Origin of the sequence: Collimonas sp., from assembly GCF_035566555.1 — a bacterium.
Lineage (GTDB): Bacteria > Pseudomonadota > Gammaproteobacteria > Burkholderiales > Burkholderiaceae_D > Collimonas.
Map to the genome: position 1 here is coordinate 1 of NZ_DATMRB010000153.1, position 16,973 is coordinate 16,973.

Sequence of the window (16,973 nt, forward strand, 5' to 3'; positions counted from 1 at the left end):
GAGCCGCTGCACCTCGTCGGGCGTCGCGTCGGTTGCGACGTCGAAATCCTTCGGCGCGATGCCGAGCAGCAGATCGCGCACGGCGCCGCCGACGATGAAGGCCTTGTAGCCGTTATCCTGCAGCGTCTTGGTGACCCTGACCGCGTTGGGCGACACCAGTTGCGGATTGATGCCATGCTCTTTCGGGCCGAGTATCAACGGTTGGGTGGGATCTTTTTTCTTTTTCCCAAGGATGGAGCGAATCAGCTTCTTGATCATTGCGCGTCGAATAAATTCAGGATGGGCCAGCCGTGCTCACTTGCGTGGGCTTTCAACAGGGCATTGGGATTGGTGGCGACCGGGTCGGTCACCAGCTTCATCAAGGGCAGGTCGTTGTGCGAATCGCTATAGAAATAACTGCGCGGGAAACTGGCCAGCGTCATGTCCATGGTCGCCAGCCAGGCGTGGGTGTGGATCACTTTGCCGGGGCCGTAGGTCGGCGTATCCGCCAGCCGGCCGGTAATCTCGCCGTCGTCCGTGGTTTCCGGATCCGAAGCGATCAGGAAATCGACGCCGAGGGCCTTGGCGATCGGCTCGGTGACGAAGCTGTTGGTGGCGGTGACGATCGCCACCAGGTCGCCGGCATCCAGGTGCTTCTGCAGCAGCGCACGGGCCGCCGGAGTAATGGTCGGCAGGATCACTTCCTGCATGAACTGCTGGTGCCAGGCATCGAGCTGCTTGCGCGGGAACTTGGACAAGGTGCCGAAAGCGAATTCCAGGTATTTGACCGGGTCCAGCGTGCCGGCCTGGTACTGGGCGAACCACTCGGCGTTGCTTTTTTCAAAAGCATCAGGATCGACTGCGCCGATGCGCGCCAGGAACTGCCCCCATTCATAGTCGGAGTCGACGGGCAGCAGCGTATGGTCAAGGTCGAATAAGGCCAGGTTCATAGTGTGTGTTTATCTTCGGATTCGAGTTGCAACAAGCTGCGCAGCAAAGGCAGCGTAATGGGACGTTGCGTCTCCAGCGAAAAGCGGTCCAGTTCGTTCAGCATGGCTGTCAGGGACCGCATATCGCGCCGGAAATGCGTAATGAGATAGGGTAACACGCCGCTCGACAAGTGCAGGCCGCGGACTTGCGCGGCGTGCGTCAGGGCGGCGATTTTTTCTTCGTCGCTGAGGCCGTGCAGCTGGTAGATCAGGCCCCAGCCCAGGCGGGTGCGGAAATCTTCGCGCACGCTCAGTTCGGACGGCGGCAGCTGGCCGCTGGTGACCAGCCAGCCGCCATGCTCGCGGATCTGGTTGAACAGGGCGAAGGCTTCGATCTGGTCGCCGGCCGACAGCTTGTCGCAATCGTCGATCAGGTAGCCGGGCACATCCGGCGAAAAGTTGAAAACGTCGCCGTTATACTGGCTGCCGCGGATCAGGCGCGCGCCGGTGCTGCTGGCGAGGGCGCGCAGCACATGGCTTTTGCCGGCGCCGGCGCCGCCCCACAGGTAGACAAAGCGGTCGCCCGGCGCGGTGAGGTATGCCGCGCTAGGCGCGACCAGACGCTGCAAGAACTGTAAAGCTTCTTGGTTTTGCCCGACCACGAAAGTGGCCAGGGTCTGCGGTTCTTCCGCAGTGATGTCCAGCGTTAACTGCCTCATGCTTGTTTCTTCATTATTACTTAAGGTGGTTCGACAAACCTGCTGTGCGATTTTCGAGCCCGCTTTAATTTATTTAATTTCTCAATGTTGATAAAAACTGCTGTTGAGGTAATGAGCCTTGACGTGCTTGACCACCACCGACATCACCGCTGAACAGGGCAGCGCCAGCAGGATGCCGACAAAGCCGAACAGCTGGCCGAAGGCCATCAAGGCAAAAATCACTACCAGCGGGTGCAAGCCTATGCGTTCGCCGACCAGGCGCGGCGTCAGGATGAAACTCTCCAGCACCTGGCCGATGCCGTACACGATGGCGACGGCGATCAAGCCATGCAGGCCGTCGAATTGCAGCATGGCCGCAATCAGCGCCAGTACCAGTCCCAGACCGAAGCCGACGTAAGGAATAAATACCAGCAAGCCGGTGATAATGCCAACCGGCAATGCCACATCAAAACCGGCGATCGCCAGCCCGGTCGAATAATAAATCGCCAGAACCAACATTACCAGCAATTGCCCGCGCAAATATTGCGCCAGCAGGCTGTCGACCTCTTGCGTCATGCTGCCGGTCTTGCCTTGCCAGCGGCGCGGCACCAGCTTGCCGACCCGGTCGACGATGGAATGCCAGTCTTGCAACAGGTAAAACAACACTACCGGCACCAGCAGGATAGTGGTAAGCCAGCCCAGCACCGCAGTGCCGCCGACCTTGACCGATGCCAGCACCGAGCTCCAGATTTCATCGCCGCTGGTAGACAGCTGTTTGGTCAGCATCTCCTTGATGCCGGTGCCGTCGAGCCGCACATTGATGCCGAAGTCCTGCAAATGCGGGCCGATCACGCCATCCAGCTTGGTCAGGAACGCCGGAATCTGGTTTTGCAATAAAGGCAACTCCTTGCGCAATACCGGGATCACGATCAGGATCACGGCGAGGATCGCGAACACCAGCAGCAGTATCACCACCAGCACCGCCAGCGCGCGCGGGAAGGGAAACTTGCCGATGCGCCGGCGCGACAGCCAGTCCACGCCCGGATTCAAGGCGTAGGCCAGGATGGCGGAGGCGATGAAAGGAGTCAGGATCGGCCCCAGAGCCACCATCAGCGCCACCAGCAGCAGCGCAATTCCCAGCCACAACGCAGTTTGTTTTTGTTCGTCTGTAAAAGAAAATGGCATGGAATCGAGAGTTTGGTGGATCGGTTTGATAAAATACCGCTTTTACCGCGCATTTCATCTTATATACAGTGATGTATACCAGATGCGTGGCCGAATTCCTCTATTTTACCGCCTCTGCCGCCAATCACATCATGACTTCCACTTCAAACGTTTCCAACGTGCCACTCTCTTACCGTGACGCCGGTGTCGATATCGACGCTGGCGACGCCCTGGTAGAGGCCATCAAGCCTTTCGCCAAGCGCACCATGCGGGAGGGGGTGATGGGCGGCATCGGCGGTTTCGGCGCCCTGTTCGAGATCAGCAAGAAATTCAAGGAGCCGGTGCTGGTGTCCGGCACCGACGGCGTCGGCACCAAGCTGAAGCTGGCTTTCCACCTGAAACGCCACGACACGGTCGGCATCGACCTGGTGGCGATGAGCGTCAACGACATCCTGGTGCAAGGCGCCGAGCCGCTGTTTTTCCTCGACTATTTCGCCTGCGGCAAGCTGGACGTGCCTAGCGCTACTGACGTCATCAAGGGTATCGCCAAGGGTTGCGAACTGGCGGGCTGCGCCCTGATCGGCGGCGAAACCGCGGAAATGCCGAGCATGTATCCGGATGGCGAATACGACCTGGCAGGCTTTGCCGTCGGCGCCGTGGAAAAATCCAAGCTGATCGACGGCACCAAGATCATCCCGGGCGACGTCGTGCTGGGCCTGGCATCGTCGGGCGCGCATTCCAACGGCTACTCGCTGGTGCGCAAGATCATCGAAGTCGCCAAACCGGACCTGGATGGCGACTTCCACGGCCGCAAACTGGCCGACGTGCTGATGGAACCAACCCGCATCTACGTCAAGCCGCTGCTGGCGCTGATGGAGGCGATGGAAGTCAAAGGCATGGTGCACATCACCGGCGGCGGCCTGGTGGAAAACATTCCACGGGTACTGCAAGACAATTTGACCGCTGTCCTGCGCAGCGATGCCTGGACCATGCCGCCGCTGTTCACCTGGCTGCAGCAGCACGGCCAGGTGGCCGATGCTGAAATGCACCGGGTGTTCAACTGCGGCATCGGCATGACCGTGATCGTCTCCAAGGAAAACGCCGCAGCGGCAGTAGCGCAACTGACAGCCGCCGGCGAGACCGTCAACATCATCGGTGAAATCCGCGCCCGCGCCGAAGGCGAAGCGCAAACCATCGTCATCTAAGCGCTCATCCGCTGAGGCAATAAAAAAGACGGCCCAGGCCGTCTTTTTTCATTTCCGATACAAGCGGAACATCTCAATCTTCGTAGCGCTTGAGGCTGGTCTCCATGCCCTTGGCCAGATCCGACATGCAGCTGACAGTCACCTCCAGATCGCGCAGCAAGCCGTCGCGCACGCTATATACCCAGCTATGGATGGTCAGCGGCTGACCGCGGTCCCAGGCGTCCTGGACAATCGTGGTGCGGCAGATATTGGCGACCTGCTCCATCGAATTCAATTCGCACAGGCGATCGTGACGCAGGCTTTCCGGCAGGGCTTCGCCCAGGTAGCGCTCATGCTTCTGCTGTACATCTTCGACATGGCGCAGCCAGTTGTCGGCCAGGCCAACACGGCGCTTGGTAAGCGCCGCATGGACGCCGGAGCAGCCGTAATGGCCGACCACGAACACATGCTTGACCTTCAGCACATCGACCGCGAACTGCAGCACCGACAGGCAGTTCAGGTCGCTGTGCGCCACCACGTTGGCGATATTGCGATGGACGAACAACTCACCCGGCAACAAGCCCAGCAATTCATTTGCCGGCACCCTGCTGTCGGAGCATCCGATCCAGAAATATTCCGGCGCCTGCTGCGACGCCAGTACTTTAAAAAACTCCGGGTCGCGCGCGGTGATTGCCGCCGCCCACTCACGGTTTCTCTGGAACAGATCTTCTCGGGTCAGGGATTGCTTGTTGTTTGCTGTCATAGTTTTCTATTCAATAAAGTTCCATCTGCGTAGTATTTTGACAATACCAGCACGACATCCTGGGCCTTATTTTATAGAAAACCGGCTTGCCCCATCCGCTTTTATCCAATACTGACTATGCGGATGGCGAAACCCTAGTGTCATGTCGTGCCTGTCGGTCGGTATATCGCGCCGGCCTTGGCCCGTAGCGCTAGGCGCACCGAGGAGACATAGCGGGCCTATGGCGACGACGTGCAACAACGCGATACGGGTCAAGGACAAGCGAGATGCCGACCGACAGGCATCACACGACACTATGCCGGCTGGCCCAGCAACAAGGGTTTCAGGCGGCTGTCGGCCGGCTTGTCGCCAAGCCAGATTTTCAGCAAGGCGTTATAGAAAACCTGGTCGGGCAGCGTTTCCGACACCGGCTTGCCGTTGAAGTGGATTTGCGTGCCGACGCCGGGGATCCAATCGGTGGTCAGCACATCGCCCTTTTTCAGCTCCGGAATAGAGGCAAACAGTTCGCCGAACTTCAGCAGCTGGTTGATGATCTTGGCCTTGTCTGCCTTGTCCACGTTGTTCTGGATGCCGGTCATGAAGGCGCGGCTGAAATCCTCGCTGCTGACGTCGCGCAGCATCACCAGCTCGATGCGGCGCGCGCCGCTGGCAGCCATCACCTCCGGCACCGTGGTTTTCTTCTCGGCCAGATACAGTGCTGCCGTATAGACCTTGAAAATGACTTTGTAGCGTATGCCGGCGCCGTTCAGCTTCAGGTCCTGATTGCCGACCTTGGCGCTTTCGTCGATCTTGACGCCGGCCAGGTCCAGCGCAAACGCCGCCTGCGCCAGCATCAGCCCGGACAGTACGCAAGCGCAAGCCGTTGCACGCTTTAATTGAGCAACTATCATCGTGTCTCCTCCTATGGTTTGTATATGGAGTTTGTATTGATCGAAAATAAAAGAACGATCGTTTTATTATTACCCTATACAGAATAGAGAGCGGCGCAAAATTATGCAATAAGGAATTTGTTAATGCGGGCTCTACATGGTGCGCGGCGCTGACCGCCGCGGCGTAAAAAAAACCGCCAACCTTGCGGGCTGGCGGTTTTGCGGGAATCAAAGCCTTGTTTAAGCTCATTCTTCAAGCTCACTCAAAGAATTCTTTGACCTTGTCTTTCCAGGATTTGCTCTGCGGGCTATGCTTGGCGCCGCCTTCGCTGGTCAGCTGCTCGAATTCCTGCAGCAGTTCTTTCTGGCGGTCGCTCAGCTTGACCGGAGTTTCCACCACGACGTGGCAGAACAGGTCGCCGGCATAGCCGGAACGCACGCCCTTGATGCCCTTGCTGCGCAGGCGGAAAGTCTTGCCCGACTGGGTGCCGTCCGGAATCGTGAAGGACGCCTTGCCGTTCAGCGTCGGCACTTCGATTTCACCGCCCAATGCCGCCTTGGCGAAGGAGATCGGCATTTCGCAATGCAGGTCGTCGCCTTCGCGCTGGAATACCGCGTGCGGCTTGATGTGGATTTCCACATACAGGTCGCCGGTCGGGCCGCCGTTCATGCCTGGCTCGCCGTTGCCGGAAGAGCGGATGCGCATGCCGTCGTCGATGCCGGACGGGATTTTCACTTCCAGCGTCTTGTTGCGCTTGATGCGGCCGGCGCCGGCGCATGACGGGCATGGTTCCGGAATGATCTTGCCGCTGCCGTGGCATTTCGGGCAGGTCTGCTGGATGCTGAAAAAGCCTTGCTGCATGCGTACCTGGCCGTGGCCGCCGCAAGTCGGGCAAGTGATCGGCTCGGTGCCGGGCTTGGCGCCGCTGCCGTGGCAAGGTTCGCACTCGTCCCAGGACGGTACCCGGATGGTAGTGTCGAAACCATGCGCAGCCTGCTCCAGCGTGATTTCCAGGTTGTAGCGCAAATCGGCGCCGCGATACACCTGCGGTCCGCCGCCACGGCCGCCGCGGCCACCGCCGCCGCCGAAAATGTCGCCGAAGATATCGCCAAAGGCATCGGCAAAACCACCCGCGCCGCCGCCACCGCCGCCACCCATGTTGGGATCGACGCCAGCATGGCCGTAACGGTCATAGGCATCCCGCTTTTGCGGGTCGGACAGCATTTCGTAGGCTTCTTTCGCCTCTTTGAATTTTTCTTCCGCACCCTTGCTATCCGGATTGCGGTCCGGATGGTGCTTCATTGCGAGCTTGCGGTACGCCTTCTTGATGTCATCATCAGTAGCGTTTTTCGCAACACCCAGTATTTCGTAAAAATCACGCTTCGCCATCTTTTTGCACCCTGTTGTTTAAGCGAAAACGCCGGGCAGAGTAATTCGCCATGTTTTGATGGCTAATAAACTCTACCCGGCTAAATGTTTTGCAATTTAAACGTTTGATCTGATTAGTTGGGGACAGAGTAATTCGCCACGCTACGGTGGCTCTTAAACTCTGTCCCGCAATTAAATTACTTGTCTTTCACTTCCTTGAAATCGGCGTCAACGACGTCGTCTTCCTTCGGCTTGGCTTCGGCGCCAGCGGCACCTGCACCAGCTTCAGCACCACCGGCTGCAGCTTGCTGCGCCTGCATGTCGGCATACATCTTTTCGCCCAGCTTTTGCGCTGCGGTAGTCAAGGCGGCTGTCTTGTTGTCGATGGCGGCCTTGTCGCTGCCCTTCAACACTTCTTCCAGTTCCTTGATGGCGCTTTCGATGCTTTCCTTCTCGCCGGCTTCCAGCTTGTCGCCGTATTCCGCCAGGGATTTCTTGGTCGAATGCACCAGTGCATCGCCCTGGTTGCGGGCTTCCGCCGCTTCCTTCAGGCGCTTGTCGTCTTCCGCATTCGCTTCAGCGTCGCGCACCATCTTCTGGATCTCTTCTTCGGTCAAACCGGAGTTGGCCTTGATGGTGATCTTGTTTTCCTTGCCGGTTGCCTTGTCCTTGGCGCCGACGTGCAGAATACCGTTGGCGTCGATGTCGAAGGTGACTTCAATCTGCGGCGTGCCGCGCGATGCCGGCGGAATGCCTTCCAGATTGAATTCGCCCAGGCCCTTGTTGCCGGCAGCCATCTCGCGCTCACCTTGGAAAACCTTGATGGTCACGGCCGGCTGATTGTCGTCGGCTGTCGAGAACACCTGGCTGAACTTGGTCGGGATGGTGGTGTTCTTCTGGATCATCTTGGTCATCACGCCGCCCATGGTTTCGATACCCAGCGACAATGGCGTCACGTCCAGCAGCAGCAAGTCCTTGCGGTCGCCCGACAAGACCGAACCTTGGATCGCCGCGCCAACGGCGACAGCTTCATCCGGATTCACGTCCTTGCGTGGTTCCTTGCCGAAGAATTCCTTCACCTTTTCCTGCACCTTAGGCATACGGGTCATGCCGCCGACCAGGATGATGTCGTCGATGTCGGAAACCTTGACGCCGGCGTCCTTGATGGCGATGCGGCAAGGCTCGATGGTCTTGGCGATCAGCTCTTCCACCAACGATTCCAGCTTGGCGCGGGTCATCTTCAGGTTCAGGTGGATCGGTGCGCCGTTCGCCATGGCGATGTACGGCTCGTTGATTTCAGTCTGTTGCGACGACGACAATTCGATCTTGGCGCGCTCGGCCGAGGCCTTGATGCGTTGCAGGGCAATCGCATCTTTCTTCAGGTCGATGCCGTTGATCTTCTTGAACTCGTCCAGGATGTAATCGATGATGCGCTGGTCGAAGTCTTCGCCGCCGAGGAAAGTATCGCCGTTGGTGGACAGCACTTCGAATTGCTTTTCGCCATCGACATCGGCGATTTCGATGATGGAGACGTCGAAAGTACCGCCGCCCAGGTCATACACGGCAATCTTGCGGTCGCCCTTTTCTGCCTTGTCCAGGCCGAAAGCCAGCGCAGCCGCGGTCGGCTCGTTGATGATGCGCTTGACGTCGAGGCCAGCGATACGGCCGGCGTCCTTGGTAGCTTGACGCTGTGCATCGTTGAAGTAAGCCGGCACGGTGATCACGGCTTCGGTGACTTCTTCGCCGAGGTAGTCTTCAGCAGTCTTCTTCATCTTGCGCAGCACTTCCGCGGAGATTTGCGGTGGCGCCAGTTTCTGGTCGCGCACGCCTACCCATGCATCGCCGTTGTCGGCCTTGATGATCTGGTAAGGCATCAGCGCGATGTCCTTCTGTACTTCTTTTTCGTCGAACTTGCGGCCGATCAGACGCTTGGTGGCGTACAGCGTGTTGGTCGGATTGGTGACTGCCTGGCGCTTGGCAGGAGCGCCGACCAGGATTTCGCCGTCTTCTTGATAAGCGATGATGGAAGGCGTGGTACGCGCGCCTTCCGAGTTTTCGATCACTTTTGGCTGACCGTTTTCAATCACTGAAACGCAAGAATTGGTGGTACCCAAGTCAATGCCGATAATTTTACCCATGGTGTATGTCCTTTACTGAATATCTGATGAATGTTTGGATGGTCTGAATATAGGGAGCGAAAGCGCGCTTTCAAGCGCTAAACTGCTCGCTCCTGGCGTTTTTTTCTATTTTCCTTGCGCCACGACGACCAGCGCCGGCCGCAACAGACGATCGGCAATGGTGTAGCCCTTTTGCAGCACGGTCACTACGGTATTGGCGTCCTGCTCTGCCGGAACGGTCGAAATCGCCTGGTGTTTCATCGGGTCCAGCTTTTCGCCGACTTCCGGCGAGATTTCCAGCAAACGGTTTCTTTCAAAGGCCGACGACAGCTGCTTGAGCGTCATTTCCACGCCTTCCTTGAGCGACTCCAGCGAAGGCGTTTCGATCTTCAGCGCCATTTCAAGGTGGTCCTTGACTGGCACCAGCGCTTCGGCAAAGCCTTCGATGGCAAATTTGTGTGCACGGGCAATATCTTCCTGAGCGCGGCGGCGGATGTTTTCCGATTCGGCCTTGGCGCGCAGGAAAGCGTCCTGCATTTCGGCGATCTTGGCTTGCGCCTCCGACAGCTGGACTTCCAGCGCCGACTCAGGAATCACCGTTGCATCATCGGCAACAGCATTTTTTTCCGTTTGCGCCGTCTGTCCCGGCTCGTTCTGATTTTCCATGTGTTCCATTCAAAAACCTCCAACAATCAATAACTTATTAACCTATAGCAGTCCAAATGAGGCTATGCCCTTACTTTTTCAAGGGTTAAAAGCCGGCCGCACGCAATATCGGGCAAAGCCGCCGAAAAATCGCGGTTTCCGGCAACAAATTGAAACAAAATTTACCAGAACCGGGTTTGCTGCGATGCCACATTGGGACTATCCTGAAAGTGTGGCTCAGGCAAAGAGTCAGCAACCTGCGGGCCCTCCCGGAGAGCCCTCTGCCCCACTAACAAAAAAAGGGGAATATCGTGAAACTGCCGTTGATTTCCGCACTTCTGATCGTGTACACCTTGCTCGCCGCCGGCATGATCAGCTATTCGCAACTGGTTGCGCTGTACTAGATTCCGCCTTCAGCCCAATGCTTCCGGGTGCTTGCAGAATAAATAATATTTTATTTCTCCAGCCCGGTTTGGGCGCTCATTATAGTTGCGCCTTGCCGCCGCGGCGCATCAGCACCCTAAATTTCTGCCGCAAACCCGCCGGATTACTGGCTGGCTCCCAGGCTCAGCGCTTGTTTTTTTGACATTTCCGCCTGCTGCTTCAACTCTTCCCGCTCCGCCTCGGTCAGATGCGTAGGCCAGCCGATCAGTTGTTCTTCGACGATTTCCGCCATGGCTGAAATCCAGCCGGACGCCTGGTTCAGGCATGGGATGAAATGGAATTCCTTGCCGCCTGCCTGCATAAAATCCTGCTTACCCTCTATCGCAATCTCTTCCAGCGTTTCCAGGCAATCGCTGGTGAAGCCCGGACACATGACGTCGACCCGCTTGACGCCTTGCTTGCCTAAAGCCTGCAAGGTCGGCGCGGTGTAAGGCTGCAGCCATTCCGCCTTGCCAAAGCGCGACTGGAAAGTCAGCTGGTACTGCTCCGGCCCCAGTCCCAGTTGCTGCGCCAGCAGGCGCGCGGTCTTATGGCATTCGCAGTGGTAGGGATCGCCCAGCAGCAAAGTGCGCTTCGGCACCCCATGGAAACTCATGATCAGCTTGTCGGGCGCGCCGTGCATGGCCCAGTAGGCCAGCACCGAATCTTTCAGGGCCTGGATATACGCTTCATGATCGTGATAATGCTTGATGAAGCGCAGTTCCGGCACATCGCGCACTTGCGCGTAGTGGGCAAACACGGCGTCGTAGAGCGATGCCGTGGTGGTGGCGGAATATTGCGGATAGGCCGGCAGCACCAGCACCCGTTCGCACCCCTCGGCTTTCAGCTGTTGCAACACTTCGCCTATGGCAGGACTGCCGTAGCGCATGGCGTAAGCCACCTGCAGCCGATGGCCGCGCTGGCCCAGGTAGCCGCGCAACAGCGTCGCCTGCTTGCTGGTATGGACTTTCAGCGGCGAACCCTCGTTGCTCCAGATCGACGCATATTTATGGGCCGACTTGCTGGAGCGGAACGGCAGGATCAGGCAATGCAGGATCAGCCACCAGATCGCGCGCGGGATTTCCACCACGCGCGGATCGGACAGGAATTGCTTCAGGTAGCGCCGCACCGCCTTGGTGGTGGGCGCATCCGGCGTACCGAGATTGACCAGCAACACCGCGGTCTTGCCAGTCTTGCCATGGATAAACGGTGGTTCTTTCAGAAATGCCATGCAAAGATGTCCAGGAAAATGACCACGGGGTTAGAGAGCCAGCAGTTCGCGCGCGTGCTTGCGGGTAGTGGCAGTGATTTCCAGGCCGCCCAGCATGCGAGCGATTTCTTCAATCCGGTTCTTGGCGTCCAGACCGTCGATCGCCGACACCGTTTTATTGCCCTGGCTCTGCTTGCTGACCTGGAAGTGCTGGTTGGCCTGGCTGGCGACTTGCGGCAAATGGGTCACGCACAAGACCTGGCGGTCCTGCCCCAGGCGCTTCAACAAGCGTCCCACCACCTCGGCGACGCCGCCGCCGATGCCGCTGTCGACTTCGTCGAAAATCAGCGTCGGGGTGGCGGTCGAGCTGGAAGTGATCACCGAAATCGCCAGCGCAATCCGCGCCAGCTCGCCGCCGGACGCCACTTTAGCCAAGGCCCGCGGCGCCACGCCGGCATGGCCCGCCACCAGGAATTCCACTTGTTCGACGCCATAGCTGGCCGGCTCGCATGGGTTCAGGGCGACGGCGAAACGGCCGCCGCTCATGCTCAGGTCCTGCATCGCCGCCGTCACTGCCGTGCCCAAAGCCTGCGCCGCCTTGGTCCGCGCTTTCGACATCTTGTGCGCCAGCGCCAGATACGCCGCTTTCAGCTTTTCTTCCTGCGCACGCATGGCGTCAAGATCGCTGGCGTCCGCCAGCTGGCGCAATTGCGCGGCCAAGGTCTCCAGTTCCTGCGGCAGCTCGTCCGGCGCCAGCCGGAACTTGCGGCCGGCCGAGTGGATAGCTTCCATGCGGTCTTCCACCTGGTGCAGGCGCGCCGGATCGAGCTCGACCCGGCTCAGGTAATCATTCAAGGCATACACCGCTTCCTGCAGCTGGATGCGGGCCGGCTCCAGCGCTTCCAGCACCGGCTTGAGGCTGCTGTCGACATCCACCAGCTTGCCGATCTTCTGGTTCAGCGCAGACAGCTGCGACAGCATCGGCGGCGTGTCGTCAGCATCGTTTTCGGAAATCACGTTGAGCGCTTCCTGCGCCCCTTCGAGCAGGCTGGCGGCGTGCGACAGCCGGCTGTGTTCGTTGGTGATCTCATCCCACTCGCCCGGCTTGACGGCCAGCTTTTCCAGCTCGCCGACCTGCCATTCGAGCCGCTCGCGTTCCAGCAAGACATTCTTGGCGTTGGTTTCAAACTCTTCGCGCTGGCGCGCCAGCGAGCGCCAGCTTTTGAAAGCGGCGGCGAGCGTCAGCAAATCCTCGGACAAGCCGGCCTGGCCATCCAGCAGCAGCCGTTGCGCATCGTTTTTCAGCAGGGACTGATGAGCGTGCTGGCCATGGATATCGACCAGCATCTCGCCCAGTTCGCGCAACTGGCCGGCAGTGGCGGCGACGCCGTTGATGAAAGCTTTCGAGCGGCCGGCGTTATCGATCACGCGGCGCATCAAGATCACGCCGTCTTCGCTGCCGAATTCATTGCACTCCAGCCAGGCGATGGCTTCAGTATCAACGCCGGCGGCGCCGTCAGCCATGACGAACTCCGCGGTGACGTCGGCCTTGGCGGCGCCTTCGCGCACCACGCTGGCGTCGCCGCGGCCGCCCAGCGCCAGCGCCAGGGCATCGATCAGGATCGACTTGCCGGCGCCGGTTTCGCCGGTGAATACAGTAAAGCCAGCGGCGAATTCAAGCTCGATGGCATCGACAATGACAAAGTCGCGGATGGAAAGTGTGCGCAGCATGGGAGTCTGGAAAGGGCTCAAAAATGGATGTCAATATAGCGCGGACCGCCACGGCGGTGGCAAAGTCGCAATGCAATACATGATACAGAAACAGCGCTGCTTAGCAGTTTACATGATAGCGGTGAATGATCACGATTACTTCAGCTGCCCTTCCGCCGACGGGTACTCGTTCCAGTGCAGCTTCTGCCGCAAGGTGGCGTAATAGCTCCAGCCGGCCGGGTGCAGAAAGGTGATGGTGTGCTCGGAGCGCCGGATCAGGATGCGGTCGCCATGCTGCAGGCTGGCCAGCGACTGCATGTCGAAATTGGCGCTCATGTCGCGGCCGTTGACGATCTCGATCACGATTTCACTGCTGTCCGGGATCACGATCGGCCGGTTCGACAGCGCATGCGGCGCAATCGGCACTAGCACAATGCCGCCCAGCGACGGATGCAGCAAAGGCCCGCCGGCCGACAAGGCATAGGCGGTGGAGCCGGTCGGCGTCGCCACGATCAGGCCGTCGGAGCGCTGGTTGTACATGAAGCGGCCGTCGACTTCGACCATCAGTTCGGCCATGCCGGAGCCGGCGCCGCGCGTCACCACCACGTCGTTGAAGGCCAGCGCGCTGAAAATCTGCTGGCCGTCGCGCATCACCGCGCTCTGCAGCAGGCTGCGACGCTCGGATTCGACCTGGCCGTCGAGCATTTCGCCCAGCACCGGCAGCATGCGCTCCAGGGAAATATCGGTAATGAAGCCGAGCCGGCCCTGGTTGATGCCGATCAAGGGCACGTCATAGGGCGCCAGCTGGCGCGCAATGCCCAGCATGGTGCCGTCGCCGCCGACAATGATGGCAGCGTCAGCCTGTTCGCCGATCTGTTCCGGGGTCATGGCGGCGATGCCGGGCAAGGCGACGTTCTGCGCCGTCTCGGCCTCCAGCACCACATGATGGCCGCGTCCCTGCAGGAAATCGACGATTTCAGTCAGCGATTCGGAAATGCCGGCGGCAAAATACTTGCCGACGATCGCAATGGTCTTCGGCGCAGGTTCCTGCAAATTCGCTTGAGAAGGTAATTTTATAGGCCACATGCTGGCGATTAGACCATAATTTAGGCTTGCAATGAAGGATACGCACATGGCTCCGACGAATAATTCAACCCACTCCCCCGGCACGCAGCCGGACCGGCCGATTGTCATCAAAGCGGTTTTGTTCGATCTTGACGATACGCTATGGCCGATCGCCCCGGTGATCGCGCGCGCCGAGCAAATCCTGTTCGACTGGCTGCAAGCCAATGCGGCGGCGCTCACCCGCCAGTTCAGCATCGACAGCCTGCGCCAGCAGCGGCTGCAGCTGGCCGCTACCAATCCGGTATTCCGTTTCGATTTGTGGAAACTGCGTCACGCCGCCCTGAGCGCGGCCCTGAACAGCGTCGGCGAAGACCCGGCCAAGGCAGACGCCGCCATGGCGGTATTTTCCGAAGCGCGCCATGCGGTCACTCCGTTCGCCGACGTCCAGCCGGCATTGAGCCGGCTGCAGCGCCGCCTGCCGCTGGGTACGGTCTCCAACGGCTTTGCCGATCTTGGAAAAATCGGCCTGGCTAGCCACTTCCAGGCCTCGATCGCAGCCCACAGTTTTGGCTGCGCCAAACCCGACCCGGCGATCTTCCACGCCGCCTGCGCCGCCCTCAAGGTGGCGCCGCAGGAAGCCCTGTATGTCGGCGACGATCCCATGCTGGACGTGGTCGGCGCCCAGCAGGCCGGCCTGCGCGCGGTCTGGATCAATCGTTTTGAGCGTACGCTGCCGGACGGCGTCCAGCCGCAGGCCAGCTGCACCAGCCTGGATGAACTGGAGGCATGGCTCGAACAAACGCATTTTGCTGCCTAAAACAGTGTATAAGTGCAGTCATAAGGCGCTGGCAAGCAAGCGCAGCGCTCGCTAAAATAGACCCATATGCAACTAGATAATCGCGCTCAAACCCTGCTCAAGGCCCTGGTCGAACGGTATATTGCCGACGGCCAGCCGGTCGGCTCGCGTGCCCTGTCCAAGATCTCGGGGCTGGAACTGTCGCCGGCCACCATCCGCAACATCATGGCCGACCTTGAGGAAATGGGCTTCGTCGCCAGTCCCCATACCTCTGCCGGACGGGTGCCTACGCCGCGCGGCTACCGCATGTTCGTCGACACCCTGCTGACGGTCGAGGCTATCGACGAGACCGCGCTCGAATCGAAGATGCAAAACAGCCTGCAGCCCAATTCGCAGCAGAAAATCATTGCCAATGCGGCGCAGGTGTTGTCATCTTTATCGCATTTCGCCGGCGTCGTACTGAGTCCGCGGCGCGAATCGATTTTCCAGCAGATCGAATTCCTGCGGCTGTCGGAAAAACGCATCCTGCTGGTGATCGTCAGTCCCAACGGCGATGTCCAGAACCGCTTGCTGCTGACCGATGTCGACTACAGCCCGGCCAAGCTGGTGCAGGCCGCCAACTATATCAACCAGCACTACGGCGGCCTCAGCCTGGACGATGTCCGCCTGCGCCTGCAAGGCGAACTGCGTAAGCTGCGCGACGACATGACCTGGCTGATGCAGGCCGCGGTGGAAGCCGGCAGCGACGCCATGACCGACAACAGCGACGAAGTGGTGATTTCCGGCGAGCGCAACCTGCTCAGCGTGACCGACTTGTCGTCCAACATGGATTCGCTGCGCAAGCTGTTCGACATGTTCGAGCAAAAGACCGGCCTGATGCAGTTGCTGGATATTTCCGGCAAGGCGACCGGCGTGCAGATCTTCATCGGCGGCGAATCGCAGCTGGTGCCGATGGACGAGATGAGCGTGGTGACGGCGCCGTATGAAGTCAATGGCAAGATCGTCGGCACGCTGGGCGTGATCGGACCGACGCGGATGGCTTACGAACGGGTCATCCCGATCGTCAACATCACCGCCAAGCTGCTGTCGAACGCCCTCAGCCACAGCTGACCGAGGGCATCAGCATGTCGCGCAACGACGCCATCATCGACTATATCCGTGAGCTGCTGGAGCCGTTTGGCGCGATCAGCGCGCGCCGCATGTTCGGCGGTTACGGCATCTACCACGACAGCGTGATGATCGGCCTGGTCGCCGACAGCACCTTGTTCCTGAAGACCGATGAACTGACGCGGCCGCAATTTGCCGCCGCCGGTTGCCGGCCCTTCGTTACCGAAAGCAGAGGGAAGCCGATTGAGATGAGCTACTGGTCGGTGCCGGAAGACGCCATGGATTCGGCCAATGCCATGACGCCGTGGGCGCGGCTGGCTTATGCCGCTGCCGTGCGCAAGGCTAACGCCAAGCCGGCCCCCAAGACGCCTAAAGCGTCCAGGACAGCTGCGCGTTGAGCGGCGGCTGACAAACGTTCAGGCCTTTTTCTTGCGGCAGTCGCGGCAATGGCCGTACAGCGCCAGCGCATGGTCGGCGATTTCAAAGCCGTGTTCCTTGGCGACGATTTTCTGGCGCTTTTCAATTTCTTCGTCATAGAACTCTTCAACCAGGCCGCAATCCAGGCAGACCAGATGGTCGTGGTGCGATCCTTCGTTGAGTTCGAACACAGCCTTGCCGGTTTCAAAATGGTTGCGCTGCAACAGGCCAGCCTGCTCAAATTGCGTCAATACGCGGTATACAGTTGCCAGACCAACATCAAGATTCTCGCTAAGCAAGATTTTATAAACGTCTTCAGCACTCAGGTGCCGCACCTCGCTATTCTGGAAGATTTCCAGGATTTTCAGGCGTGGCAATGTGGCTTTAAGGCCGCTGGCTTTCAGTTCGGATGGATTGTTCGGCATGTTTTGGTCACAAATGGATGATCTGCTTTATCATATAGCGTTTTAGCACAGTTGCTCAATCAATTGAGATCCTTATGCGAATGTTGCTCTCCCCTGCCCGTAC

General features: G+C 59.2%; 16 protein-coding genes and 1 pseudogene. 4 read left to right on the plus strand and 13 right to left on the minus strand.

Going from position 1 to position 16,973, the window contains the following annotated elements; genetic code table 11:
- The 4 genes and pseudogenes from VNZ65_RS18940 to VNZ65_RS18955 all read right to left on the minus strand — a co-directional run.
- Positions 1–258, minus strand: a pseudogene (locus VNZ65_RS18940) (polynucleotide adenylyltransferase PcnB); the annotation flags it as partial.
- On the minus strand, positions 255–929 hold the full coding sequence (locus VNZ65_RS18945; protein WP_061944220.1) for an HAD family hydrolase: 675 nt from the start codon (positions 927–929) through the stop codon (positions 255–257). The pseudogene VNZ65_RS18940 and the gene VNZ65_RS18945, both read right to left, overlap by 4 nt.
- Positions 926–1,627, minus strand: a complete 702-nt coding sequence (gene hda / locus VNZ65_RS18950; protein WP_061944223.1) for a DnaA regulatory inactivator Hda — start codon at positions 1,625–1,627, stop codon at positions 926–928. The genes VNZ65_RS18945 and hda overlap by 4 nt, the downstream gene beginning before the upstream one ends.
- Before the next feature lie 81 nt (positions 1,628–1,708).
- A complete protein-coding gene (locus VNZ65_RS18955) occupies positions 1,709–2,791 on the minus strand; it encodes an AI-2E family transporter (protein WP_325671772.1) in 1,083 nt (360 codons plus the stop codon).
- A 131-nt stretch (positions 2,792–2,922) separates the two neighbouring features.
- Between VNZ65_RS18955 and purM the strand changes: the two genes are divergently transcribed.
- On the plus strand, positions 2,923–3,975 hold the full coding sequence (purM, locus tag VNZ65_RS18960) for a phosphoribosylformylglycinamidine cyclo-ligase (RefSeq protein ID WP_325671774.1): 1,053 nt from the start codon (positions 2,923–2,925) through the stop codon (positions 3,973–3,975).
- Between the two features lie 73 nt (positions 3,976–4,048).
- Here the strand turns inward: purM and can are convergent, their stop codons facing one another.
- The 8 genes from can to VNZ65_RS19000 all read right to left on the minus strand — a co-directional run bounded on the left by can (position 4,049) and on the right by VNZ65_RS19000 (position 14,146).
- Positions 4,049–4,717 (minus strand): carbonate dehydratase, encoded by a 669-nt coding sequence (can, locus tag VNZ65_RS18965; protein ID WP_325671776.1) that lies wholly within the window; start codon positions 4,715–4,717, stop codon positions 4,049–4,051.
- A gap of 293 nt (positions 4,718–5,010) precedes the next feature.
- Positions 5,011–5,607, minus strand: a complete 597-nt coding sequence (locus tag VNZ65_RS18970) for a chalcone isomerase family protein (RefSeq protein WP_061944235.1) — start codon at positions 5,605–5,607, stop codon at positions 5,011–5,013.
- 238 nt (positions 5,608–5,845) lie between these two features.
- Positions 5,846–6,976: a molecular chaperone DnaJ gene (dnaJ, locus tag VNZ65_RS18975; RefSeq protein ID WP_038493124.1), complete on the minus strand. Its 1,131-nt coding sequence runs from the start codon at positions 6,974–6,976 to the stop codon at positions 5,846–5,848.
- Between the two features lie 176 nt (positions 6,977–7,152).
- On the minus strand, positions 7,153–9,093 hold the full coding sequence (dnaK, locus tag VNZ65_RS18980; RefSeq protein WP_325671779.1) for a molecular chaperone DnaK: 1,941 nt from the start codon (positions 9,091–9,093) through the stop codon (positions 7,153–7,155).
- Between the two features lie 105 nt (positions 9,094–9,198).
- Positions 9,199–9,747: a nucleotide exchange factor GrpE gene (grpE, locus tag VNZ65_RS18985; RefSeq protein WP_325671781.1), complete on the minus strand. Its 549-nt coding sequence runs from the start codon at positions 9,745–9,747 to the stop codon at positions 9,199–9,201.
- Between the two features lie 517 nt (positions 9,748–10,264).
- On the minus strand, positions 10,265–11,371 hold the full coding sequence (hemH, locus tag VNZ65_RS18990) for a ferrochelatase (protein ID WP_325671783.1): 1,107 nt from the start codon (positions 11,369–11,371) through the stop codon (positions 10,265–10,267).
- 30 nt (positions 11,372–11,401) lie between these two features.
- Entirely contained in the window at positions 11,402–13,081 is a 1,680-nt protein-coding gene (gene recN / locus VNZ65_RS18995; RefSeq protein ID WP_325671785.1) for a DNA repair protein RecN, read from the minus strand.
- A gap of 135 nt (positions 13,082–13,216) precedes the next feature.
- Positions 13,217–14,146, minus strand: coding sequence for an NAD kinase (locus VNZ65_RS19000; protein ID WP_061944252.1), 930 nt, complete (start codon positions 14,144–14,146; stop codon positions 13,217–13,219).
- 46 nt (positions 14,147–14,192) lie between these two features.
- On the opposite strand from VNZ65_RS19000, the gene VNZ65_RS19005 reads away from it, so the two are divergent.
- The 3 genes from VNZ65_RS19005 to VNZ65_RS19015 all read left to right on the plus strand — a co-directional run bounded on the left by VNZ65_RS19005 (position 14,193) and on the right by VNZ65_RS19015 (position 16,426).
- Positions 14,193–14,942, plus strand: a complete 750-nt coding sequence (locus VNZ65_RS19005; protein ID WP_325671788.1) for an HAD family hydrolase — start codon at positions 14,193–14,195, stop codon at positions 14,940–14,942.
- 66 nt (positions 14,943–15,008) lie between these two features.
- Positions 15,009–16,031, plus strand: coding sequence for a heat-inducible transcriptional repressor HrcA (gene hrcA, locus VNZ65_RS19010; protein WP_325671790.1), 1,023 nt, complete (start codon positions 15,009–15,011; stop codon positions 16,029–16,031).
- A 14-nt stretch (positions 16,032–16,045) separates the two neighbouring features.
- On the plus strand, positions 16,046–16,426 hold the full coding sequence (locus VNZ65_RS19015) for a TfoX/Sxy family protein (protein ID WP_325671792.1): 381 nt from the start codon (positions 16,046–16,048) through the stop codon (positions 16,424–16,426).
- A gap of 18 nt (positions 16,427–16,444) precedes the next feature.
- Here VNZ65_RS19015 and fur read toward each other — a convergent pair whose 3' ends face one another.
- Positions 16,445–16,870: a ferric iron uptake transcriptional regulator gene (gene fur, locus VNZ65_RS19020; protein WP_038493139.1), complete on the minus strand. Its 426-nt coding sequence runs from the start codon at positions 16,868–16,870 to the stop codon at positions 16,445–16,447.
- Between the last annotated feature and the right edge of the window lie 103 nt (positions 16,871–16,973).

Excerpts from the sequence above, each read along its gene's own strand:
- VNZ65_RS18945 (WP_061944220.1), bottom strand. The coding sequence starts at position 929 with ATGAACCTGGCCTTATTCGACCTTGACCATACGCTGCTGCCCGTCGAC.
- hda (WP_061944223.1), bottom strand. The coding sequence starts at position 1,627 with ATGAGGCAGTTAACGCTGGACATCACTGCGGAAGAACCGCAGACCCTG.
- VNZ65_RS18955 (WP_325671772.1), bottom strand. The coding sequence starts at position 2,791 with ATGCCATTTTCTTTTACAGACGAACAAAAACAAACTGCGTTGTGGCTG.
- purM (WP_325671774.1), top strand. The coding sequence starts at position 2,923 with ATGACTTCCACTTCAAACGTTTCCAACGTGCCACTCTCTTACCGTGAC.
- can (WP_325671776.1), bottom strand. The coding sequence starts at position 4,717 with ATGACAGCAAACAACAAGCAATCCCTGACCCGAGAAGATCTGTTCCAG.
- VNZ65_RS18970 (WP_061944235.1), bottom strand. The coding sequence starts at position 5,607 with ATGATAGTTGCTCAATTAAAGCGTGCAACGGCTTGCGCTTGCGTACTG.
- dnaJ (WP_038493124.1), bottom strand. The coding sequence starts at position 6,976 with ATGGCGAAGCGTGATTTTTACGAAATACTGGGTGTTGCGAAAAACGCT.
- dnaK (WP_325671779.1), bottom strand. The coding sequence starts at position 9,093 with ATGGGTAAAATTATCGGCATTGACTTGGGTACCACCAATTCTTGCGTT.
- grpE (WP_325671781.1), bottom strand. The coding sequence starts at position 9,747 with ATGGAACACATGGAAAATCAGAACGAGCCGGGACAGACGGCGCAAACG.
- hemH (WP_325671783.1), bottom strand. The coding sequence starts at position 11,371 with ATGGCATTTCTGAAAGAACCACCGTTTATCCATGGCAAGACTGGCAAG.
- recN (WP_325671785.1), bottom strand. The coding sequence starts at position 13,081 with ATGCTGCGCACACTTTCCATCCGCGACTTTGTCATTGTCGATGCCATC.
- VNZ65_RS19000 (WP_061944252.1), bottom strand. The coding sequence starts at position 14,146 with ATGTGGCCTATAAAATTACCTTCTCAAGCGAATTTGCAGGAACCTGCG.
- VNZ65_RS19005 (WP_325671788.1), top strand. The coding sequence starts at position 14,193 with ATGGCTCCGACGAATAATTCAACCCACTCCCCCGGCACGCAGCCGGAC.
- hrcA (WP_325671790.1), top strand. The coding sequence starts at position 15,009 with ATGCAACTAGATAATCGCGCTCAAACCCTGCTCAAGGCCCTGGTCGAA.
- VNZ65_RS19015 (WP_325671792.1), top strand. The coding sequence starts at position 16,046 with ATGTCGCGCAACGACGCCATCATCGACTATATCCGTGAGCTGCTGGAG.
- fur (WP_038493139.1), bottom strand. The coding sequence starts at position 16,870 with ATGCCGAACAATCCATCCGAACTGAAAGCCAGCGGCCTTAAAGCCACA.